The following is a 23751-nucleotide window of genomic DNA, read 5'->3' on the forward strand; positions in this document are numbered from 1 at the left end:
GATCAACGCAACACCATCAGCAGCGCCAGCACGACAACCGCACCGATGCTCATGGACGCCACATACCAGCGCAGGTAACCGTTCTCGCTGTACAGCAGGCCTTTACCTGCAAAGCGGGAAAGGATCGCCGGGATATTCATCAGGCTGTTCAGTGGGTCGCGCTTCAGCAGCCACGCAATGCCCAGGAACGGCTTCACGAAGATCATGTCGTACAGCCAGTCGAAGCCCCACGCGTTGTACCACCAGGTGCCCAGCAGACGGCCCGGCGCACTGTTGGCAACGGCAGTTACCAGCGTACGTTTACCCAGCCACAGCCATGCAGCGATCAGGATGCCCGCGATAGCGACCACACCGGAGGTGATTTCAAGCGTCAGAACGCGACCATGCTCAAGCTCGGTGGTGTCTGGCAGTACGCCCTGCAGTGGCGGAACAATCATCGCGCCAACGAAGGTGGACAGGACCAGCAGCACAATCAGCGGCAGGTGGTGGGTAATCCCCTTCCCTGCGTGAGCGTGAATTTGTTCTTTACCGTGGAATACGATGAAAATCATACGGAAGGTATACAGGGAGGTCATGAACGCGCCGACCAGACCCGCTACCATCAGATTGATATGACCATTCGCCATGGCACCCGCAAGGATTTCGTCCTTACTGAAGAAGCCCGCGGTGATCAGCGGCAGTGCCGCCAGCGCCGCGCCGCCCACCAGGAAGCAGACATAAACCAACGGGATGGACTTACGCAATCCGCCCATCTTGAAGATGTTCTGCTCGTGATGGCAGGCCAGAATGACGGAACCGGATGAGAGGAACAGCAGCGCTTTAAAGAACGCGTGCGTCATCAGGTGGAAAATCGCCGCGTCCCACGCCTGAACGCCCAGCGCCAGGAACATGTAACCAATCTGGCTCATGGTGGAATAAGCAAGAACGCGTTTGATATCGGTCTGCACCAGCGCGGCAAAGCCTGCCAGCACCAGCGTGACCGCACCGACGATACCCACCAGATGCAGAATTTCCGGGGTCATCAGGAACAGGCCATGGGTACGCGCAATCAGGTAGACACCGGCGGTGACCATGGTCGCAGCGTGGATCAGCGCGGAGACAGGGGTTGGACCCGCCATCGCGTCGGCCAGCCATGTCTGCAACGGCAGCTGTGCGGATTTACCCACAGCACCACCCAGCAGCATCAGCGTTGCCCACCACAGCATGTTGTTGCCTGCAGCGAAGTGTGCCGGCGCCAGTTCCACCATTTCGCGGAAGTTCAGCGTGCCCAGTTCGTTATAGAGAATGAACAGCGCGAACGCGAGGAAGACGTCACCCACACGGGTCACGACGAACGCTTTCATCGCCGCTGCGCCATTCTTCGGATCGGTGTAGTAGAAACCGATCAGCAGGTACGAGCACAGGCCCACGCCTTCCCAGCCCAGATACATCAGCAGCAGGTTATCGGCCAGCACCAGAACCACCATGCTGGCGATAAACAGGTTGGTGTAGGCGAAGAAGCGGGAGTACCCCTCTTCACCGCGCATATACCAGGAGGCGAACATGTGGATCAGGAAGCCGACGCCGGTGACCACGGAGAGCATGGTCAGCGAGAGACCATCCAGCACCAGGTTGAAACCGATGTTGAAATCACCGACCGACATCCAGGTCCACAGCGGCACGCTGAAGGGCTGACGTCCGTTATTAAAGAAGTCGATACCCGCATACGCTGTCACCAGCGCAGCCAGACCAACAGAGCCGATGCCGACGGTCGCAGACAGATTCTCAGACCAGCGGCCGCGAGAAAACGCCAGCAGCACGAAGCCAATCAGCGGAAAAATAATGGTTAAGGCAAGCATGTTCATCCACGCAACTCACTTACTGAATCGATGTTCAGATTCTGGCGGCGACGATGGAGCTGCAGTAACAGCGCCAGGCCAATACTCGCTTCAGCAGCCGCAAGGCTGATGGCGAGAATGTACATCACCTGACCATCGGTCTGGCCCCAGTAGCTTCCGGCGACCACGAAGGCCAGCGCAGAGGCGTTAATCATGATTTCCAGACCGATCAGCATAAACAGCAGATTGCGGCGGATAACCAGACCCGTCAGACCCAGAACGAATAAAATCGCAGCGAGGATCAGTCCATGTGTTAAGGGGATCATGCGCGCTCCTCCGTTTTTCTTTTCGCGCGGTCGTCAGTGCGGTTGCTCAGCACCTCGCCAGCACGCTCTTCGCGGCCAACGTGGAAGGCAACAACCAGACCTGCCAGCAGCAGCATGGAGGCCAGTTCAACCGCCAGAACGTATGGGCCAAAGAGCGTAATACCGACCTCTTTAGCGCCGATCGGCGTACCGTCGATGCCCTGATCGTTGACGCCGAGAATGGCGTATACAATCACCACCAGCATGATGGCCGACAGAATTGCCGGGCCAATCCATACCTGCGGTTTTAACCACTGACGTTCCTGCTCAATTTCAGAGCCGCCCAAGTTCAGCATCATCACCACGAACACGAACAGCACCATGATGGCCCCGGCGTAGACGATGATTTCCAGCGCACCGGCGAAGTGCGCGCCCAGCGCAAAGAACACCCCGGAAATGGCCAGCAGTGAAATGATTAAGTACAGCAGCGCATGCACCGGATTGGTGTGCGTAATCACTCGCAGCGTAGCCAGGATGGCGATAAGGCCACAGATATAAAAAGCGAATTCCATTGCCCTCTCCTTACGGTAACAGGCTCTTGACGTCGATAGGCTTAGCTTCGTTCTCTGCTTCGCCCTTATCTTTGCCGTCGATTGCCATACCCGCCATCCGGTAGAAGTTATATTCCGGGTATTTACCCGGACCGGAAATCAGCAGATCCTCTTTCTCGTACACCAGGTCCTGACGCTTATACTCACCCAGTTCAAAGTCTGGAGTCAGCTGAATCGCCGTGGTTGGGCACGCTTCTTCACACAGACCGCAGAAGATGCAGCGTGAGAAGTTGATGCGGAAGAACTCAGGGTACCAGCGGCCATCTACCGTCTCTGCTTTCTGCAGAGAGATACAGCCTACCGGACACGCTACCGCACACAGGTTACAGGCAACGCAGCGCTCGGAACCGTCCGGGTCGCGCGTCAGCACGATACGGCCACGGTAGCGCGGCGGCAGATATACCGGCTCTTCCGGGTACATCCGGGTTTCGCGTTTGGCAAACGCGTGCAGGCCGATCATCCAGATACTGCGTACCTGAGTGCCGAAGCCTACCAGTAATTCTTTTAAGGTCATGGTCTATAGCCCCTTATGGCTGCTGCCAGAGAATGACAGCCGCCGTTACCAACAAGTTGACGAGCGTCAGCGGCAGGCACACTTTCCAGCCGAAGGACATTACCTGGTCATAACGCGGACGCGGTAACGCTGCGCGAATCAAAATGAACATCATCATGAAGAACGCGGTTTTCAGCGCGAACCAGATGAACGGCGGTAAGAACGGGCCATGCCAGCCACCAAAGAACAGCGTTACCATCAACGCGGAAATGGTGACGATACCGATGTATTCGCCCACGAAGAACAGACCGAATTTCATACCGGAATATTCAATGTGGTAACCGTCGGCCAGTTCCTGTTCGGCTTCTGGCTGGTCAAACGGGTGACGGTGACACACCGCCACGCCCGCGATAGCAAAGGTAATAAACCCAAAGAACTGCGGGATAACGTTCCAGATGTCGGCCTGGTTGTTGACGATGTCGGTCATGTTGAATGAACCGGCCTGCGCCACCACGCCCATCAGGGAGAGACCCAGGAACACTTCGTAGCTCAGCGTCTGCGCAGACGCACGCATCGCACCCAGCAGCGAGTATTTGTTGTTACTGGACCAGCCTGCGAACAGCACCGCGTAAACCGCGAGGCCTGCCATCATCAGGAAGAACAGAATGCCGATGTTCAGGTCAGCCACCACCCAGGTCGGGCTGACCGGAACGATAGCAAACGCCAGCAGCAGCGAGGTGAAGGCGATCATCGGTGCCAGAGTAAAGATCACGCGGTCCGAGAAGCGCGGGATCCAGTCCTCTTTAAAGAACATCTTGATCATGTCCGCGACCAGCTGGAGTGAACCACCCCAGCCCACGCGGTTCGGTCCGTAACGGTTCTGGAACAGACCGAGCAGACGACGTTCACCAAAGCTCATGAACGCGCCGCAGGTGACCACCACCAGCAGGATAACAATCGCTTTCAGAATGCTCAGCAGGATGTCGATAAGATCCGGCGTTAACCAACTCATGCTTTTGCCTCCTGCAGATTATCAAGACGCGCACCCGCCAGAACCGGCGCGATGCCAGGCATACCCATCGGCAGACCTACCTGCCCTGCTGTCAGACTTTCCGAGATAATCAGCGGCAGGCTGATGGTCTGGCCGTCGTAGCTGAAGGCAATGTTCGCACCCGCGTTGACGCCAAGCTTCGCGGCGTCCGCCGGGTTGAGCTTGATGTACGGCTGCGGCATGCGGGTCTGGAAGACCGGAGAACGCTGGGACAGCTCTTCACTACCGAACAGATGGTAGTAAGGGGCGATACGCCAGCTACCGTCCTGCGCCTGGAAGCTCGCCGGCACGGTGGTGAAGAAGTCCAGACCGGTTTCAGAGGCTTCAATCAGACGCACGCCCGGATCACCGTGACGCAGTGAACCGCCCACTTCAGCCTGGAACTTGTTCCATGCCTGCGGGGAGTTCCAGCCCGGAGCCCATGCGAATGGGATCTGTGAACGCGGCGCAGACGGCTGGTTGTTCCCTTCCATTGAGAAGGCGAACATGGTGTCTTTATCCTGCGGCTGACGCGGTTCGTGTACGCTGATATTGGCACGCATTGCGGTACGACCGCTGTAACGGTGCGGTTCACGCGCCAGTTTCTGGCCGCGAATACGGAAGCTTGCTTCAGGCGCGGCATCTTTAATGCCTGCCAGCTGAGGCAGTTTTTCCACCACCGCGTCGATAACATGGTCAAGCTGCGTCCAGTCCACTTCACGGCTCTGCACGCTGCTGTGCAGGGAGTGCAGCCAGCGCCAGCTTTCCAGCATCACGGTGTTGCTGTCGTAATATGCCGGGTCATAAACCTGGAAGAAACGCTGCGCGCGGCCTTCGTTGTTGATAACGGTACCGTCGCTTTCTGCGAAGCTTGCCGCAGAGAGCACCAGGTGCGCTTTATCCATAATCGCGGTGCGCTGATGGTCGATAACCATCACCAGCGGCGCTTTGGAGAGCGCGGCGTCTACGCGTGCGGCAGAAGCGTGGCGATGCAGATCGTTTTCCAGCACCACAACGGCGTCAGCGGCACCGGATTCCAGTTCGCTTAACGCTTCTTCCAGCGAGCCGCCGCCAATCATACCCAGACCGATGCTGTTTACCGCACGGGCAATCATGGTCACGCCAACGTCGGCACCGCGGCCTTTCAGGGCTTTGGCAACGTTCGCTGCAGCCTGAATGATCTCGGCGCTTCCGGCGTTAGTCCCGGAAATAATCAGAGGTTTCTTCGCACCCGCCAGCGCCTGAACAATCACGTCGACCTTGTTTTGCAGGTCACGATCCAGTTCAACGGCTGGGGAGTTGCTGTCCAGCGCGTGGGCAATGGCAAAGCCAAGACGCGCCTGATCTTCAACCGGTGCGCAGTAGGTCCACGCCGCGATATCGTCCAGACGGGTATTGTCTACGTTCGTCACAAACAGAGGATGCTTCGCGCGCTGGCCGATGTTGAGGATTGCCGCAATCTGCCAGTCAGCCACTTTTTGCGCCGCTGCCATTTCACGGGCTTTACCCTTCACCGCCTGGCGAACTGCCAGAGCCGCACGAGCGCCGGTCTGCGTCAGATCTTCCCCCAGCACCAGAACCGCATCATAGGATTCAATTTCACGCAGCGCAGGGGTATGAATACCGCCTTCACGCAGCACTTTCAGTACCAGCTGCAGACGTTCCTGCTCGCCCTGGGCGATACCGGTATAGAAGTTTTCCGCACCCACCAGCTCGCGCAGCGCGAAGTTGCTTTCGATGCTGGCGCGCGGGGAGCCGATACCGATCACTTTCTTCGACTGGCGCAGAATGTCTGCCGCGCCCTGCATCGCCTGTTCAGCGTTCAGGGTAATGAAGTCATCGCCACGGCGCTGAACCGGCTGACGCGGACGGTCTTTCAGGTTCACATAGCCATAGCCGAAACGACCGCGGTCGCACAGGAAGTAGTGGTTAACGGTACCGTTATAACGGTTTTCGATACGACGCAGCTCGCCGTAGCGCTCACCCGGGCTGGTGTTACAGCCCAGCGAACACTGCTGGCAGATGCTTGGCGCAAACTGCATGTCCCATTTACGGTTGTAACGCTCGGAGTGGGTTTTGTCGGTGAACACGCCGGTCGGGCAGATTTCCACCAGGTTACCGGAGAATTCGCTCTCAAGCACCCCGTCCTCCGGACGACCGAAGTAGACGTTGTCATGTGCACCATAGACGCCCAGATCCTGGCCGTCTGCGTAGTCTTTGTAGTAACGCACGCAGCGGTAGCAGGCGATGCAGCGGTTCATTTCGTGAGAGATGAACGGCCCCAGATCCTGGTTACGGTGGGTACGCTTGGTAAAGCGATAGCGACGGAAGCTGTGACCGGTCATTACGGTCATATCCTGAAGGTGGCAGTTACCGCCCTCTTCACAGACCGGACAGTCGTGCGGGTGGTTGGTCATCAACCATTCCACAACGCTTTCGCGGAACTGTTTGGCTTCTTCGTCATCAATCGAAATAAAGGTGCCTTCGGTGGCTGGCGTCATACAGGACATCACCAGGCGACCACGCGTGTCTTCCGCGTTTTGATATTGCTTCACCGCACACTGGCGGCAAGCACCGACGCTGCCCAGCGCCGGATGCCAGCAAAAATACGGAATATCAAGGCCGAGCGACAGACAAGCTTCCAGCAGGTTGTCCGCCCCGTTGACCTCATATTCTTTGCCGTCTACATGAATCGTAGCCATTAGCATGCTTCCAGTTGGCTCAGTCGAAACCGAGCGTTAATCAAAATTCTTGTCGTTACCAGCGCGCTTTCAGCAGGTTCGGCTGAATCCCATTAATCGCATGGGTATTGCTGAACGGCTGCTTGATGCCTGCTTCGAATTCGTCGCGGAAATATTTAATCGCGCTCTGCAGCGGTTCGACAGCACCCGGTGCGTGGGCACAGAAGGTTTTACCCGGACCTAAGAATCGACACAGTTGCTCAAGTGTCTCGATATCGCCAGGCTGGCCTTCGCCACGTTCGATTGCACGCAGGATCTTCACGCTCCACGGCAGACCGTCACGGCAAGGTGTACACCAGCCGCAGGACTCACGGGCGAAGAACTCTTCCAGGTTACGCACCAGCGATACCATGCCGATCTCGTGGTCGACGGCCATCGCCAGCGCCGTACCCAGACGGCTGCCTGCTTTACCAATGCTTTCGAATTCCATCGGCAGGTCAAGGTGCGCTTCGGTCAGGAAGTCTGTCCCTGCCCCACCCGGCTGCCAGGCTTTGAATTTCAGGCCATCGCGCATGCCGCCAGCGTAGTCTTCAAGAATTTCACGTGCGGTGGTACCGAACGGCAGCTCCCAGACGCCAGGATTTTTCACGCGGCCGGAGAAGCCCATCAGCTTGGTACCAGCATCTTTGCTTGAGGAGATGCCCTGATACCACTCCACGCCGTTGGCGAGGATTGCCGGAACGTTACACAGGGTTTCGACGTTGTTTACGCAGGTCGGCTTACCCCATACGCCGGAGCTTGCCGGGAATGGCGGCTTGGAACGCGGGTTCGCACGGCGGCCTTCCAGGGAGTTAATCAGCGCGGTCTCTTCACCGCAGATATAACGCCCGGCACCGGTGTGCACGAACAGCTCGAAGTCAAAACCAGTGCCCAGAATGTTTTTGCCAAGCAGGCCCGCTTCAGTGGCTTCCGCAATCGCGCGACGCAGGTTTTCTGCTGCTTCGATGTACTCACCGCGCAGGAAGATGTAACCACGGTACGCTTTCAGCGCAAACGCGGAGATCAGCATGCCTTCCACCAGCAGGTGCGGCAGTTGCTCCATCAGCAGACGGTCTTTATAGGTGCCCGGCTCCATTTCATCGGCGTTACACAGCAGGTAACGGATGTTCATGGATTCGTCTTTCGGCATCAGACTCCACTTCAGACCGGTGGAGAAGCCCGCGCCGCCGCGGCCTTTCAGACCCGACTCTTTCACCGCGTTAACGATGTCGTCCGGCGCCATGCCGCCGAGGGCTTTACGCGCACCGGCATAGCCGTTTTTGCTCTGGTATTCGTCGAGCCATACCGGCTGTTTGTCATCGCGCAGACGCCAGGTCAGCGGATGGGTTTCAGCAGTACGAATTACAGTTTTCATTTGTACTGCTCCAGCAGGTCAGGAATCGCTTCCGGCGTCAGATGGCTGTGAGTGTCCTCATCAATCATCATGGTCGGCCCCTTGTCGCAGTTACCCAGGCAGCAGGTTGGCAGCAGAGTAAAGCGACCATCAAAGGTGGTCTGGCCCGGCTTGATATTGAGTTTCTTCTCAATGGCAGCCTGAATGCCCTGATAACCGGTAATGTGACAGACAACGCTGTCGCAGTAGCGGATCACATGGCGGCCTACCGGCTGACGGAAGATCTGGCTGTAGAACGTGGCTACGCCTTCTACGTCACTTGCCGGAATACCCAGCACTTCTGCGATCGCATAGATCGCCCCATCCGGCACCCAACCACGCTGTTTCTGTACGATTTTCAGCGCTTCAATGGACGCCGCACGCGGGTCTTCGTAGTGGTGCATCTCGTGCTCGATGGCGGCACGCTCTGCTTCACTCAGCTCAAAAGCCTCGGTTTGTGGTTGTTGATTCTCGTGCATAATTAGCGGTCCACATCTGACATAACAAAATCGATACTACCCAGATACACAATCAGGTCGGAGACCAGACTGCCGCGAATGGCGGACGGGATCTGCTGCAGGTGCGCGAAGCTTGGCGTACGCACACGGGTACGGTAGCTCATGGTGCTGCCGTCGCTGGTCAGGTAGTAACTGTTAATACCCTTGGTCGCTTCAATCATCTGGAAGGATTCTTGCGCCGGCATGACCGGACCCCAGGAAACCTGCAGGAAGTGGGTGATCAGGGTTTCGATATGTTGCAGCGTGCGCTCTTTCGGTGGCGGCGTGGTCAGCGGGTGATCCGCTTTGAACGGGCCTTCCGGCATGTTGTTGAGGCACTGCTCAAGGATGCGCAGACTCTGACGCAGCTCTTCCACTTTCAGCATCACGCGGGTGTAGCAGTCGGAAACACCGCCGCCCACCGGGACTTCAAAGTCGAAGTTCTCGTAGCCAGAGTAAGGACGCGCTTTACGCACGTCGAAATTAATACCGGTCGCACGCAGACCTGCACCTGTTGTCCCCCACTCCAGCGCTTCTTTCGCGCCGTAGGCCGCAACGCCCTGGGAACGCCCTTTCAGGATGGTGTTACGCAGCGCGGCTTTCTCATAGGAGGCCAGACGTTTTGGCATCCAGTCGAGGAACTCACGCAGCAGTCGATCCCAACCACGCGGCAGATCGTGTGCCACACCGCCGATACGGAACCAGGCAGGGTGCATACGGAAACCGGTAATCGCTTCCACCAGATCGTAGATTTTCTGACGGTCGGTAAAGGCGAAGAAGACCGGGGTCATCGCGCCGACGTCCTGAATGAAGGTGGAGATATACAGCAGGTGGCTGTTAATGCGGAACAGTTCTGACAGCATCACGCGGATGACGTTAACGCGATCCGGAACGGTAATACCTGCCAGTTTCTCAACGGCCAGCACGTATGGCATCTCGTTTACGCAGCCGCCGAGGTACTCGATACGGTCGGTATACGGAATGTAGCTGTGCCAGGATTGACGCTCGCCCATCTTCTCAGCACCACGGTGGTGGTAGCCAATGTCAGGAACACAGTCGACAATCTCTTCGCCATCAAGCTGAAGAATGATACGGAAGGCACCGTGCGCAGACGGGTGGTTCGGACCGAGGTTGAGGAACATGAAGTCCTCGTTGTCGGTACCGCGCTTCATGCCCCAGTCTTCTGGCTTGAAGGTCAGGGCTTCCATCTCCAGATCCTGCTTGGCTTTGGTCAGCTCAAACGGGTCGAATTCGGTAGCACGTGCAGGGTAGTCTTTACGCAGCGGGTGGCCGGTCCAGGTCTGCGGCATCATGATGCGCGTCAGATGCGGGTGACCGTCGAAGGTCATGCCGAACATTTCCCAGGTTTCACGCTCATACCAGTTGGCGTTCGGGAAAAGTTTGGTGAGCGTCGGCAGATGCATGTCGTTTTCAGACAATGCCACCTTGAGCATGATATCCGTATTACGGTCTATTGAGATCAGGTGGTAGAAAACGGAAAAATCCGCAGCAGGGAGACCCTGGCGGTGGGTACGCAGACGTTCATCCATGCCGTGTAAGTCAAACAGCATGACGTACGGTTTTGGCAATTTCTTGAGGAAATCGACAACTTCCAGCAATTGCTCACGCTTCACCCAAACAACGGGTACCCCGGTGCGGGTAGCCTGAACAGTAAAGGCATCCGGCCCAAAACGGTTGCGCAGTTCGCCAATGACTGGGTCATCCAGATGATCCCGTGTCTGCCAGGCGGCTTCTTGCGCGGTTAAGTCGGTCATATTGTTCACCATTGCAAATGGTCCGTGGTGACTGTTGAGCCTGGCTTCGCGCTATTTGAGTAGTGATATGCGAAGGTGTTCTCCAGGCCTACAGGCGCAAATTAAATTTCGTCAGGCGTACGCAGATTGGTGACGGCAATACGTTCACCACGTTTACGCTCGCGCTCAGACTGCATGTTCGCGCGATACACACCCTGATCGCCAACAACCCACGACAGTGGGCGACGTTCTTTACCGATAGACTCCTGCAGCAGCATCAGCGCCTGCATGTAAGCTTCCGGACGTGGCGGACAACCCGGGATGTAGACATCCACTGGGATAAACTTATCTACGCCCTGCACGACAGAATAGATGTCGTACATACCGCCAGAGTTTGCACATGCGCCCATGGAGATAACCCATTTTGGCTCCAGCATCTGGTCATAAAGACGCTGAATAACAGGTGCCATCTTGGTAAAGCAGGTACCGGCGACCACCATCAGGTCAGCCTGACGTGGGGAAGCACGCAGTACCTCTGCCCCAAAACGCGCAACGTCATGCACCGCAGTGAATGACGTCACCATTTCAACGTAGCAGCAAGAAAGGCCAAAGTTGTAAGGCCAGATGGAGTTCTTACGACCCCAGTTGACCATATCGTGCATGGCATGCTCGAGTTTGCCCATGTACACGCTTTTATTGACTTCTTGCTCCAGGGGGTCGGTTACGATCTCCTGTTTTTGCAGGGGGTAACGGTCATTCTCACCGTTAGGATCTATGCGGGTGAGCGTATAATCCATCTTATTGCCTCGCTGTTACTGCTGACGATTAGAGATACTGTTTTCCGGGTTGATATGTTCACGACGTGAACGCGCAGGCGTCCAGTCAAGCGCGCCAATACGCACCAGATAAACCAGACCGGCCAGTAGCACTAAAATGAAAATTGCGGCCTCGACAAAGCCCACCCAACCACTTTCGCGGATGGAGGTTGACCATGCGAAAAGGTAAAGCGCTTCCACGTCGAAGATGACGAAGAACATGGCTACCAGATAGAACTTGGCAGACAGGCGTAAGCGAGCGGAACCGACCGAATCAATACCTGATTCGAAAGGTGTGTTTTTGTGCCTTGCGCGGGCGCGACCGCCCAGGAACCAGCCGCCGACTAACATCAGGCAGCACAGGCCAATGGCTACAATAAGAAAGATTGCGAATGCCCAGTGATGAGCGATGACTTCTGTGGATGTTGACATACTCATTGCTTACTCATCAAAAGTGATACCAACGACACTGCTCTTGCTGGCAAATGGGCATCACATCGATTCATGGGGAGGAACAAATAACCTTACACTAACTGTCAGAAATGAGACGTAGACAGCAAAATGATGGGGTTTTTTACTCCTTTCTATAACCTATTGTCAACTTTAACAAAGGTTTCTTCACATTAAATTACATCGAGCGATTCTCATTAACATTTGGTGCCCTTTAACCCTGGTGGGTACATGACTTTCCGTCAAATGTATGTTGTTGAATCGTGTCCGTTTCGGAAGTAAAAAAAATAACCCTCCTATTTTGACAGGATTTGCCAACGATTCCTCCCCCCAAATAGGAGTATTTTCTTGATCTGAGACACGCTTTTGTTAATTCAACCTGGAAAACGGCAACATCTTTCCTGTTTTATTAACATAGGTGACATAAGGATGAAGTGAGAACAGAAAATGGATAAGTTTTGAGCGAAATGATTTATATTATTGATCTGTAATATGAATTCTTAAAACCCACGCTTCCTGAGCGGGTATTATTGCGAAAAAAAAGCCACTGCATGCAAAATTCACACGAGTGGCTTTTTTTTACACTTACATTTTGTTACCAGAATTTTGAGTCAGCGATCACTCAAAGTCCCCTTCAACAATCAGAGAATCATCCCCTCCTTCGGAGGTAATGCGCTCGAACTGCCACGGGTTATGGTAGTTTTCCATCGCCTCGAACACCACGCTTGCCAGTTCATTATGACTGGACGCGTTGTGGCAGAGCAGATACTCCGTATCAGGCAGCAAGGGAAGTCCATCGGATTTACCCAGCACGCGCAGATCCGGGCTCATCATCTCCACCGGGCGTGCCGTTACGCCAAGCCCGGCTTTCACTGCAGCACGAACTGCGGGTAACGTGGATGCCACATATGCCAGGCGCCACGGGATGTTGGCTTCATTCAGCGCTGTCAGCACCATATCGCGGAACGGGCTCGGGTCATCCAGGAGCACCAGTGGCACCGGCTCCCCTTTTTGCAGCACATATTCGGCTGCGCAATACCAGTGCGTTGGGGATGTACGCAACGTCAGGCAATCAAACTGCCCGGGACGGTGCGTCGTCACCACCAGGTCGACTTTATTTTCCTTTAACATCTCAACCATAAAGGCATTACGTTTCACGCTGACATCCAGCGCAAGCTTCGGATAAACCGAACTAATGCGATTGAGAAGAAACGGCAATATGGTGTCCGCTGACTCATCAGATGCGCCTAACGTTAGCACGCCTTGTAGGTTGCTAAACATTAATGACATACATGCTTCATCATTAAAGCGAAGAATTTTCCTGGCATAACCCAGTAGCTGAATACCGTGTTCCGTTAAGAGCTTATTGCGCCCATGACGGGCAAAAAGCTCTTTACCAACCAGTTGTTCCAGCCGCTGCATTTGCTGACTCACGGCAGACTGGGTTCGGCAAACGGCGGCAGCAGCAGCTGCAAAAGTGTTGAGATCGGCGACCGCAACAAACGTTCTCAGCAGATCGAGGTCGAGATTCATTATCGGACGATTTGCATTTATCATATCTATTCACTTTCAGGTTGCTCGTGCGGAGCTGCCCGGGTTGAAGCTGTGTGTAACAGTTAAGCAATTCCCTCTGAAGGTTTTCCCTCGCATCCCGGCCCGGCAGACTGCCTGACAGATAGTTATTGTGCTGCTTAATATCAACAGTCAGAAAGCACGTTTCATGACGTTATTTTTATTCTCTTAAACGTTCAGGATATTTAGATGTTCGCAGGATTATGTAAATTACATTAAAGGTGTAACACCTTTTCTGCCATCTTTATCGCAGCGCTGTCAACGTAGCAGGAGATCGTTAAACCCTTCCCGCCAGAGATAACTCCAACAATAACAATCAATTAAACAGGAATAGCAGTTCCAGACAGACAAAAAACATGTCTCTGACATCTGCTTTCCTGAAAGACATCTTAACCCAAATCCATTTTATTTATAAGTCTTATTGCAATATTGCGGATTAAAGAAGAATGTTAAGCATCTAAACAAATTTTATTAAAATTAACTAAAGTTGCATTTTATAGGTTAATAATAAATAAATTTTAATTTTGATTAAGAGCATCCATTAATGCCACTTAACATTAATTTCACATGAGTAACTTTTAACCACACTGCGCTATTAAAGCAAGACGACGCTAACATTCAGGTTTTACGAAAAGTCACGCAGGGTGATTGCCCCCTCATCTGGCTCATCACATATTTTTCACCAGCACAATATACAGTAATCCAGCAAATGAATAGCAGAATAAACCTAATCTTTCGCTATGCATGCAACTTTACGGTAGCAAAGGGGGCACCTGCAGCGTAAAAGATTTATCAAGAATTTGCTGTCGGTACAAAATCTTCTCCTGCACACCCTTCAAAACGAAGCGAGGGGGGAGTACATTATTCCGTGCTGACTTCCACGGCAGGGAGCGGCAATAATAGCGAAAAGGTTAAAGGTTCATGTCCCCTATCGAAAAATCCAGCAAGCTAGATAACGTCTGTTATGACATCCGCGGCCCGGTTCTGAAAGAGGCGAAACGCCTGGAAGAAGAAGGCAATAAGGTTCTGAAACTCAACATTGGTAACCCTGCGCCATTTGGTTTTGAAGCGCCGGATGAAATTCTGGTTGATGTGATCCGCAACCTTCCTACTGCTCAAGGCTATTGTGATTCAAAAGGACTGTACTCCGCACGTAAAGCCATCATGCAGCACTACCAGGCACGCGGTATGCGTGATGTTACCGTTGAAGATATCTATATTGGCAACGGCGTCTCCGAACTGATTGTGCAGGCGATGCAGGCGCTGCTGAACAGCGGTGACGAAATGCTGGTTCCCGCCCCGGACTACCCGCTGTGGACGGCGGCCGTGTCACTCTCCAGCGGCAAAGCGGTACACTATCTGTGTGATGAATCTTCTGACTGGTTCCCGGATCTCGACGATATTCGCGCGAAAATCACTCCACGTACGCGCGGCATCGTGATCATCAACCCGAACAACCCAACGGGCGCGGTTTATTCAAAAGAACTGCTGATGGAGATCGTGGAAATCGCTCGTCAGCACAACCTGATCATCTTCGCGGACGAGATTTACGACAAGATCCTCTACGATGCAGCGCAGCACCACTCCATCGCCGCGCTGGCTCCGGATCTGCTGACCGTGACCTTTAACGGCCTCTCTAAAACCTACCGCGTGGCCGGTTTCCGTCAGGGCTGGATGGTATTAAACGGTCCGAAAAAACACGCCAAAGGCTATATTGAAGGGCTGGAGATGCTGGCTTCCATGCGTTTGTGTGCCAACGTTCCGGCCCAGCACGCAATCCAGACGGCGCTCGGCGGCTATCAGAGCATTAGTGAATTTATCGTTCCCGGTGGTCGTCTGTACGAACAGCGTAACCGCGCATGGGAGCTGATCAACGATATCCCGGGCGTCTCCTGCGTGAAGCCAAATGGGGCGCTGTATATGTTCCCGAAAATCGACGCGAAGCGCTTCAACATTCACGACGACCAGAAGATGGTGCTCGACTTCCTGCTTCAGGAAAAAGTGCTGCTGGTTCAGGGCACGGCATTTAACTGGCCATGGCCGGACCACGTACGTATCGTCACGCTGCCGCGCGAAGATGACCTTGAAATGGCCATTAGCCGCTTCGGGCGTTTCCTCTCCGGTTATCATCAGTAATATTCTCTTTCTGCCGGGTAGCGCTGCGCTTACCCGGCCAACGAAACCTGCAAATTTGCATCTTCCCTCCCCTCCCCGCACAATGAAGTCCTGTCGCAGTGAAGACAAAAGGTAACCTATGAGTCAGAGTCATTTCTTTGCCCATCTCTCCCGCCTGAAACTCATCAACCGCTGGCCGCTGATGCGCAATGTCCGCACTGAGAATGTGTCAGAGCACAGCCTTCAGGTCGCGATGGTCGCACACGCGCTGGCCGCCATTAAAAACCGCAAATTCAACGGTCAGGTTAATGCTGAGCGCATTGCCCTGCTGGCGATGTATCACGATGCGTCAGAGGTGTTAACCGGAGATCTGCCGACGCCGGTGAAATATTTCAACTCGCAGATTGCGCAGGAATATAAGGCCATCGAGAAAATTGCCCAGCAGAAGCTGATTGACATGGTGCCGGACGAGTTACGCGATATCTTTGAGCCGCTTATTGATGAACAGCAGTACACAGAGGAAGAGAAGTCGCTGGTAAAACAGGCCGACGCGCTATGTGCCTATCTGAAGTGTCTCGAAGAGTTATCCGCAGGGAATAACGAATTTTTACTGGCAAAAACGCGTCTGGAAAAAACGCTGGAATCCCGCCGCAGCGAAGAGATGGATTACTTTATGCAGGTGTTTGTACCGAGCTTCCATTTATCGTTGGATGAGATTAGCCAGGATTCTCCGTTGTAATTTTCTGCCGGGTGGCGGCTTCGCCTTACCCGGCCTACGTTTCTGCGCTCATGCTAAAACGGGAATAAAACCGGTATCAACACCACGCATACCAGCATCACCAGCACGGTGAACGGCACGCCCAGCTTCACAAAATCGCTGAACCGGTAGTTCCCCGGCCCCAGAACCAGCGTGTTCACCGGTGACGACACCGGCGTCATAAATGCCGCGGAAGCGGCCATCGCCACCATCATCGCAAACGGATACGGCGACACGCCCATGGATTTCGCCATCGCCAGCGCGATGGGCGCCATCAGCACCGCCGTAGCGGTATTGGAGATAAACAGTCCGATCGTGGCGCACATGATAAACAGGCATACCAGCATCATGTACGGCCCGTATCCGCCGCCAACGTCCATCAGCCCTTTGACGACTAAATCCACACCGCCGGTTTTTTGCAGAGCAAGGGCGAACGGCATCATCCCCACAATCAAGATGATGCTTGGCCAGTGTATCGCCTTATAGGCGCTCTCGGCATCAATACAGCGAAACTTGCCCATTAACAGACAGGCAATAATGGCCGCGACCGGATTGGGGATCTCGTCGGTCAGCATCAGCGCCACCATCAATACCAGGCAAAAAATCGCATGGGGCGCCTGGCTGTGCGCCGGGGAGGCATCGCTCTCTTCAACAGGCATGTTGAGCACCACAAAATCGCGGCCCTTTTGCCCAAGCTGACTTATCAGCTTCCAGTTACCGACGACGAGAAAGATATCCCCCAGCAGGATCGGCTCATCCACCACCGCCCCTTCCATCGCCACGCCATCACGCTTCAGCCCCACGACATTCAGACCATAACGGGTACGGAACCCCATTTCCCGCACGGTTTTACCCAACAGCTCCGATTCCGGGATCAGCGATACTTCGGCCATGCCGACATCCAGCGCCTGGTCTGAGAAATACTCTCCGCGTAGCACCATCGGTTCCAGCAGCTGTTCACTACAAAACTCACGCAGATCCACCTCCGCGGTGGACATATCAATCAGCAGGACATCCCGCGCGCGGAATTCCGACACCCCGTTAACGTTGACGATGACCCGGCGAAAACGACGCCAGCGCTCAACACCAATCACATTCGCGCCGTAGCGCTCACGCAGTTTCAGATCGTCAAGCCGCTGGCCCACCATTGGCGAACCGGGGCGAATGGCAAGGCGGCGCGCCCGCCCGGTGAGGCGGTATTCTTTAATCAGATCGCGGAAGGTGCGTCGTTTCCACCCTTCTTTGCTTTTGTCCTGTTTTTCGCCTTTCAGGGCAAAACGGGTCAGCAGCATGTAAACCACGCCCATCACCAGAACCACCAGTCCAAGCGGAGTCACGCTGAAAAAACTGAAGCCCTGAAAGCCTTCCCGGATCAGCTCACTGTTGACGACCAGGTTCGGCGGCGTGGCCACCAGCGTCATCATGCCGCTTATCAAACCGGCAAAACTCAGGGGCATCATCAGGCGCGACGGCGAGCTCTGCATCCGCATGGAGACGCTCAACACCACCGGGATAAAGATAGCGACCACCCCCGTTGAACTCATAAACGCCCCCAGTCCGGCGACCGTCAGCATTAGATAGACCAGCATTTTCGTTTCGCTGTTGCCAGCCACCTTCACCAGCCACGCGCCCATAATCGTTGCCACACCGGTGCGCACGAGGCCATCACCGATGATAAACAGGGCGGCAATCAGAATAACGTTGGGATCGCTAAACCCGGAGAAGGCTTCCGGCAGCGTGAGCGTACCGCTCAGCACAAAGGCGACGATGACAAACAAGGCGACGGCATCCATGCGTACCTTGCCCGTGGCAAAAAGGATAATGGCGATTAAAAGCAGGCTCAGGACCCAGATCAGTTCACCGTTCACAACATGTCCTTGTCAGTGGGAGATGAGAAATTTTGCCATAAAAAAGCCCCATCAGCGTGGGGCTATATCATGGGGTTACACTTTTAGCGAGACGGTTACAACACCGTCAGGTGCTTTTGACACAGCCAGTGCAGTGAGAGAATCCAGCACCAGGTCAGCCTCCTCCAGGCGGGGGGACCCCGCCGGAACGTTCACCGCAATAACGTGGCTTCCGGCGTTCAGCCCGGCCAGTACGCCAGCCGCCGCATCTTCTACCACCACACACTCTGCGGGAGCGAGGCCCAGCAGTTCAGCTCCCAGCAAAAAGGCGTCGGGTTCGGGTTTACCGCGCTTGACGCGCTCCGCCGTGATAAACACTTCCGGCTTCGGTAAACCTGCCGCCTTATGACGGGCGTGGGCGACGGGAATGGAGCCGGAGGTGACGATAGCCCACGGGATCTGCGCTTCGTTCAGATGCTCAAGCAGTTCGCGCGCGCCCGGTAAAGCGGTGATACCGTCCGTGTCCGTGGCTTCAATGTGTTCCAGGTATTTGAACTCCGCCTGAATATCGTCCTCAGAGCGTCCGGCCAGAAAGTGCCGTAACGAGGTAATGGCCTGTTTGCCATGGATAAAATTCAGCACCTCCTGATGGTCGATGCCATGTCTGTCAGCCCAATGGCACCATGAACGCTCCACAACCGGCAGCGAATCCACCAGCGTACCGTCCAGATCAAACAGAAAACCTCTACACTGCACACGCACCTCCGTCAGGCATTAATAATTTGTTGAATTTCGTTGCTGCTTAAATGGTACTGACGCGGGCAGGCGTGCCACGCGCTCAGCATACGCTGGTATTTATCCCACATTGGGGTCTGCGCGTTGAAACCGTGGGTACCCGCGTCAAAGTGGGTATAACGCCCTTCGGTATTCACCATAAAGCGCACATAGCTCAGATAACGCGCTTCCGTTGCCGCATCAAAGCCTAAGAAGGTCACGCGGCGCTCGTCAATGGACTGCTGATCTTTGAGATTCGTCCAGGAGACGTGCAGGGCGTGATACATCTCCATAATGTCGATCACGATGCGACAGGTTTCTTCTTTCAGCTCGCCAAATTCGCGGTCGAGTTCACGCATCTGCAAACCAAAGCCGCGTTCGACAATGGTCTGCAGGCGGCTGTAGCGCGCAGCGTTATCGGGATCAAGCATAGTCATCATCTTGTACTGGTTAGACAAAATCAGACGTTGAGCATGGGTCATTTCCATCTTTCGACTCCTGTAGCGCATTGCACTTAAAAAAAAGACACGGTAACGGATTGTTACTGTGCCTTCTTTTCATCGTCGTTTCGATGATCAATCACAAGTCATCGAGGAATGTTTTATCCAGCTGCTTAAAAGCGCGCTTTAACGTGTCCGCCAGCGCCTGGTAATCCGGCTTGCCTTCCACCGGGGCGAGCGCCTGCCCGGCCTCCTCCAGTTTTCCGCGGACTTCATAAAACCAGTGTAAAATAGAAGGTGGCAGTGGGGTGACAGAACGTTTTCCTAACCACCACAGGCCCTGCATTGGCAGGCTTAGCGCGAAGAGCGCCGTTGCGACAGCAGGACCAAGCTGTCCACCCAGCGCAATCTGCCAGCACAGCGTAAAGACAGCGACGGGTGGCATAAAGCGAATCGCATGGCGCGTGGCGCGGATAGTGCGATTCTCAATGAACATGGGCGCAAGGCGCTTTTCCATTGGCCACGTCTTTGCGTAATGCTGTCCCCGACGAAACAGACTGAAGAAATTTACGGACGGGTTCTCTGGTGTCGACATGGCTGTACCTCAACTTCACATATAAAAATTAAAATTTTCGTGCAAAACCACAACAAGCTATGACAACGTTCAAAATATTTTGTCATCTCTACCCCGTATCGGGTATCCTGTGCCAGCCTGATAGGGCCATAGACGAGAATCATTAACTCGTCAAATTATTGCACATTATGCCATTGGCTGAAAATTGTGCAAAATGGCATAAAATCATAGTTATTTCTTCCATCATGCCACAATGTTCGTTTGGCATGATGTTAATCATAAATGTCTGAGTCATCATGCGTTACGCTGTTAGACTCACTGACGTTTTTTTAGCCACGTATCAATAATAGGTACTTCCATGTCGAGTAAGTTAGTACTGGTTCTGAACTGCGGTAGCTCCTCACTGAAATTCGCCATCATCGATGCGCTCAACGGTGACGAATACCTCTCTGGTTTGGCCGAATGTTTCCATCTGCCTGAAGCACGTATCAAGTGGAAGATGGACGGCAGCAAACAAGAAGCGGCTTTAGGTGCAGGCGCCGCTCACAGTGAAGCGCTGAACTTTATCGTTAACACTATTCTGGCACAAAAACCAGAACTGTCTGCTCAGCTGACTGCGATTGGTCACCGTATCGTCCACGGCGGCGAAAAATACACCAGCTCCGTCGTGATCGACGAATCTGTTATTCAGGGCATCAAAGACTCTGCCTCTTTTGCACCGCTGCACAACCCGGCGCACCTGATCGGTATCGCTGAAGCGCTGAAATCCTTCCCGAATCTGAAAGACAAAAACGTGGCCGTCTTCGACACTGCGTTCCATCAGACCATGCCGGAAGAGTCTTACCTCTATGCCCTGCCTTACAGCCTGTACAAAGAACACGGCGTACGTCGTTATGGCGCACACGGCACCAGCCACTTCTATGTGACTCAGGAAGCCGCAAAAGTACTGAACAAGCCGGTTGAAGAACTGAACATCATCACCTGCCACCTGGGCAACGGTGGTTCTGTTTCTGCTATCCGCAACGGTAAATGTGTTGATACCTCCATGGGTCTGACCCCGCTGGAAGGTCTGGTGATGGGGACTCGTTCCGGTGACATCGACCCGGCGATCATCTTCCACCTGCACGACACCCTGGGCATGAGCGTTGACCAGATCAACAAAATGCTGACTAAAGAGTCTGGCCTGCTGGGTCTGACCGAAGTCACCAGCGACTGCCGTTACGTTGAAGACAACTACGCAGAGAAAGAAGACGCTAAACGTGCAATGGACGTTTACTGCCACCGTCTGGCGAAATACATCGGCTCTTACACTGCGCTGATGGACGGTCGTCTGGACGCGGTAGTCTTCACCGGTGGTATCGGTGAGAACGCGGCAATGGTGCGTGAACTGTCCCTGGGCAAACTGGGCGTTCTGGGCTTCGACGTTGATCACGAGCGTAACCTGGCTGCCCGCTTCGGCAAGTCTGGCTTCATCAACAAAGAAGGCACCCGCCCTGCTCTCGTTATCCCAACTAACGAAGAACTGGTCATCGCGCAAGACGCGCACCGCCTGACTGCCTGATTCCACACCGCCAGCAATGCTGGCGGTGCTGTTTTGTAACCCGCCACATTCAGGCGGTAACGAAAGAGGATAAACCGTGTCCCGTACTATTATGCTGATCCCTACCGGAACCAGCGTCGGCCTGACCAGCGTCAGCCTTGGCGTGATCCGTGCTATGGAACGCAAAGGCGTTCGTCTGAGCGTCTTTAAGCCAATCGCCCAGCCACGCGCCGGTGGCGATGCGCCAGACCAGACCACCACCATCGTTCGTAAGAACTCCAATCTGCCAGCGGCTGAACCGCTGAAGATGAACCACGTTGAATCTCTGCTGTCCAGCAACCAGAAAGACGTGCTGATGGAAGAGATCATCGCCAACTACCACGCCAATACAAAAGACGCGGAAGTGGTGCTGGTTGAAGGCCTGGTTCCAACCCGCAAACACCAGTTTGCTCAGTCTCTGAACTTCGAAATCGCGAAAACCCTGAACGCAGAGATCGTTTTCGTGATGTCTCAGGGCACAGATACCCCAGAGCAGCTGAACGAGCGTATCGAACTGACGCGCAGCAGCTTCGGCGGTGCGAAAAATACCAACATCACCGGCGTGATCGTCAACAAACTGAACGCGCCAGTGGATGAGCAGGGCCGTACGCGTCCTGACCTGTCTGAGATCTTTGACGACTCTTCCAAAGCGAAAGTCATCAAAGTTGACCCGGCGAAACTGCAGGAATCCAGCCCGCTGCCAGTACTGGGCGCGGTGCCATGGAGCTTCGATCTGATTGCCACCCGTGCAATCGATATGGCGCGTCACCTGAACGCCACCATCGTTAACGAAGGCGACATCAACACCCGTCGCGTGAAGTCCGTGACCTTCTGTGCACGCAGCATTCCGCACATGCTGGAACACTTCCGCGCAGGCTCCCTGCTGGTGACCTCCGCAGACCGTCCTGACGTGCTGGTTGCAGCGTGTCTGGCCGCGATGAATGGCGTGGAAATCGGCGCTATTCTGCTGACCGGCGCTTACGAGATGGACCCACGCGTCAGCAAACTGTGCGAGCGCGCGTTCGCGACCGGCCTGCCGGTCTTCATGGTGAACACCAACACCTGGCAGACCTCCCTGAGCCTGCAGAGCTTCAACCTGGAAGTGCCGGTTGATGACCATGAGCGTATTGAGAAAGTTCAGGAATACGTTGCGGGCTACATCAACGCAGACTGGATCGAATCCCTGACGGCGACCTCCGAGCGCAGCCGCCGTCTGTCTCCTCCTGCATTCCGTTACCAGCTGACCGAGCTGGCGCGTAAAGCAGGCAAACGCGTTGTGCTGCCAGAAGGCGACGAACCGCGTACTGTGAAAGCGGCAGCTATCTGTGCAGAGCGCGGCATCGCGACCTGTGTGCTGCTGGGTAACCCGGATGAGATCAACCGCGTGGCGGCGTCTCAGGGCGTTGAGCTGGGTGCTGGCATCGAAATCGTTGACCCGGAAGTGGTTCGCGAAAGCTACGTTGCCCGTCTGGTTGAGCTGCGTAAGAGCAAGGGCATGACCGAAGCCGTTGCGCGCGAACAGCTGGAAGACAATGTGGTGCTGGGTACGCTGATGCTGGAGCAGGACGAAGTTGACGGTCTGGTTTCCGGTGCGGTTCACACCACCGCAAACACCATTCGTCCACCGCTGCAGCTGATCAAAACGGCACCGGGCAGCTCCCTGGTCTCTTCCGTATTCTTCATGCTGCTGCCGGAACAGGTTTACGTTTACGGCGACTGCGCGATCAACCCGGATCCAACGGCAGAGCAGCTGGCAGAAATCGCAATTCAGTCCGCGGACTCCGCGATTGCCTTCGGTATCGAACCTCGCGTGGCGATGCTCTCTTACTCCACCGGTACCTCTGGTGCAGGTAGCGACGTAGAGAAAGTGCGTGAAGCGACCCGTCTGGCGCAGGAAAAACGTCCTGACCTGATGATCGATGGCCCGCTGCAGTACGATGCCGCCGTTATGGCTGACGTTGCGAAATCCAAAGCACCGAACTCTCCGGTTGCCGGTCGCGCTACCGTGTTCATCTTCCCGGATCTGAACACCGGTAACACCACCTACAAAGCGGTACAGCGTTCTGCAGACCTGATCTCCATCGGGCCGATGCTGCAGGGTATGCGCAAACCTGTGAACGACCTGTCTCGTGGCGCGCTGGTTGACGATATCGTCTACACCATCGCGCTGACGGCGATCCAGTCTTCACAGCAGCAGTAAGCCAAAAA

At 54.8% G+C, this 23751-nt stretch carries 20 protein-coding genes; 4 read left to right on the forward strand and 16 right to left on the reverse strand.

Going from position 1 to position 23751, the window contains the following annotated elements; all coding sequences use genetic code 11:
* Positions 1 to 2 precede the first annotated feature (2 nt).
* The 12 genes from nuoL to lrhA form a co-directional block, all read right to left on the reverse strand.
* Positions 3 to 1844, reverse strand: coding sequence for an NADH-quinone oxidoreductase subunit L (gene nuoL / locus GM298_RS13005; RefSeq protein ID WP_023312533.1), 1842 nt, complete (start codon positions 1842 to 1844; stop codon positions 3 to 5).
* The gene (nuoK, locus tag GM298_RS13010) at positions 1841 to 2143 is read right to left on the reverse strand and encodes an NADH-quinone oxidoreductase subunit NuoK (protein ID WP_003861496.1); all 303 of its coding nucleotides are present in this window, start codon (positions 2141 to 2143) and stop codon (positions 1841 to 1843) included. Before nuoK ends, nuoL begins: the two co-directional genes overlap by 4 nt.
* Positions 2140 to 2694, reverse strand: coding sequence for an NADH-quinone oxidoreductase subunit J (gene nuoJ, locus GM298_RS13015; RefSeq protein ID WP_008500212.1), 555 nt, complete (start codon positions 2692 to 2694; stop codon positions 2140 to 2142). Before nuoJ ends, nuoK begins: the two co-directional genes overlap by 4 nt.
* Before the next feature lie 10 nt (positions 2695 to 2704).
* Positions 2705 to 3247 (reverse strand): NADH-quinone oxidoreductase subunit NuoI, encoded by a 543-nt coding sequence (nuoI, locus tag GM298_RS13020; protein WP_003861491.1) that lies wholly within the window; start codon positions 3245 to 3247, stop codon positions 2705 to 2707.
* A 13-nt stretch (positions 3248 to 3260) separates the two neighbouring features.
* Positions 3261 to 4238 carry an NADH-quinone oxidoreductase subunit NuoH gene (gene nuoH, locus GM298_RS13025; RefSeq protein WP_008500211.1) on the reverse strand — a complete coding sequence of 326 codons (978 nt, stop codon included), beginning with the start codon at positions 4236 to 4238 and terminating at the stop codon, positions 3261 to 3263.
* Positions 4235 to 6958, reverse strand: a complete 2724-nt coding sequence (gene nuoG, locus GM298_RS13030; protein ID WP_266154218.1) for an NADH-quinone oxidoreductase subunit NuoG — start codon at positions 6956 to 6958, stop codon at positions 4235 to 4237. The genes nuoH and nuoG overlap by 4 nt, the downstream gene beginning before the upstream one ends.
* A 55-nt stretch (positions 6959 to 7013) precedes the next feature.
* Positions 7014 to 8351 carry an NADH-quinone oxidoreductase subunit NuoF gene (nuoF, locus tag GM298_RS13035; protein WP_008500209.1) on the reverse strand — a complete coding sequence of 446 codons (1338 nt, stop codon included), beginning with the start codon at positions 8349 to 8351 and terminating at the stop codon, positions 7014 to 7016.
* Positions 8348 to 8848 (reverse strand): NADH-quinone oxidoreductase subunit NuoE, encoded by a 501-nt coding sequence (gene nuoE / locus GM298_RS13040; protein WP_003861486.1) that lies wholly within the window; start codon positions 8846 to 8848, stop codon positions 8348 to 8350. The genes nuoF and nuoE overlap by 4 nt, the downstream gene beginning before the upstream one ends.
* Before the next feature lie 2 nt (positions 8849 to 8850).
* Positions 8851 to 10653 (reverse strand): NADH-quinone oxidoreductase subunit C/D, encoded by a 1803-nt coding sequence (gene nuoC / locus GM298_RS13045; RefSeq protein WP_025757183.1) that lies wholly within the window; start codon positions 10651 to 10653, stop codon positions 8851 to 8853.
* 89 nt (positions 10654 to 10742) lie between these two features.
* A complete protein-coding gene (gene nuoB, locus GM298_RS13050; protein WP_003861482.1) occupies positions 10743 to 11417 on the reverse strand; it encodes an NADH-quinone oxidoreductase subunit NuoB in 675 nt (224 codons plus the stop codon).
* Positions 11418 to 11432: 15 nt separating this feature from the next.
* Entirely contained in the window at positions 11433 to 11873 is a 441-nt protein-coding gene (nuoA, locus tag GM298_RS13055) for an NADH-quinone oxidoreductase subunit NuoA (protein ID WP_014171000.1), read from the reverse strand.
* 630 nt (positions 11874 to 12503) lie between these two features.
* The gene (gene lrhA, locus GM298_RS13060; protein ID WP_095449820.1) at positions 12504 to 13442 is read right to left on the reverse strand and encodes a transcriptional regulator LrhA; all 939 of its coding nucleotides are present in this window, start codon (positions 13440 to 13442) and stop codon (positions 12504 to 12506) included.
* Positions 13443 to 14378: 936 nt separating this feature from the next.
* Between lrhA and alaA the strand changes: the two genes are divergently transcribed.
* The gene (gene alaA / locus GM298_RS13065) at positions 14379 to 15593 is read left to right on the forward strand and encodes an alanine transaminase AlaA (protein ID WP_003861471.1); all 1215 of its coding nucleotides are present in this window, start codon (positions 14379 to 14381) and stop codon (positions 15591 to 15593) included.
* A 118-nt stretch (positions 15594 to 15711) separates the two neighbouring features.
* Positions 15712 to 16311, forward strand: coding sequence for a 5'-deoxynucleotidase (gene yfbR, locus GM298_RS13070; protein ID WP_045285782.1), 600 nt, complete (start codon positions 15712 to 15714; stop codon positions 16309 to 16311).
* Between the two features lie 53 nt (positions 16312 to 16364).
* Here yfbR and GM298_RS13075 read toward each other — a convergent pair whose 3' ends face one another.
* From GM298_RS13075 to yfbV, 4 genes are all read right to left on the reverse strand, one after another.
* Positions 16365 to 18197 carry an SLC13 family permease gene (locus GM298_RS13075; protein WP_025757180.1) on the reverse strand — a complete coding sequence of 611 codons (1833 nt, stop codon included), beginning with the start codon at positions 18195 to 18197 and terminating at the stop codon, positions 16365 to 16367.
* A gap of 75 nt (positions 18198 to 18272) precedes the next feature.
* Positions 18273 to 18932, reverse strand: coding sequence for a sugar phosphatase (locus GM298_RS13080; RefSeq protein ID WP_025757179.1), 660 nt, complete (start codon positions 18930 to 18932; stop codon positions 18273 to 18275).
* Between the two features lie 11 nt (positions 18933 to 18943).
* Positions 18944 to 19438 carry a YfbU family protein gene (locus GM298_RS13085; protein WP_008502874.1) on the reverse strand — a complete coding sequence of 165 codons (495 nt, stop codon included), beginning with the start codon at positions 19436 to 19438 and terminating at the stop codon, positions 18944 to 18946.
* 91 nt (positions 19439 to 19529) lie between these two features.
* Positions 19530 to 19985 carry a terminus macrodomain insulation protein YfbV gene (gene yfbV, locus GM298_RS13090; protein ID WP_045285783.1) on the reverse strand — a complete coding sequence of 152 codons (456 nt, stop codon included), beginning with the start codon at positions 19983 to 19985 and terminating at the stop codon, positions 19530 to 19532.
* A gap of 337 nt (positions 19986 to 20322) precedes the next feature.
* Between yfbV and ackA the strand changes: the two genes are divergently transcribed.
* Entirely contained in the window at positions 20323 to 21525 is a 1203-nt protein-coding gene (gene ackA / locus GM298_RS13095) for an acetate kinase (RefSeq protein ID WP_025757177.1), read from the forward strand.
* A 76-nt stretch (positions 21526 to 21601) separates the two neighbouring features.
* A complete protein-coding gene (gene pta, locus GM298_RS13100) occupies positions 21602 to 23743 on the forward strand; it encodes a phosphate acetyltransferase (protein WP_025757176.1) in 2142 nt (713 codons plus the stop codon).
* Positions 23744 to 23751 lie beyond the last annotated feature (8 nt).

This window comes from Enterobacter sp. HSTU-ASh6, assembly GCF_026319105.1.
GTDB lineage: Bacteria > Pseudomonadota > Gammaproteobacteria > Enterobacterales > Enterobacteriaceae > Enterobacter > Enterobacter sichuanensis.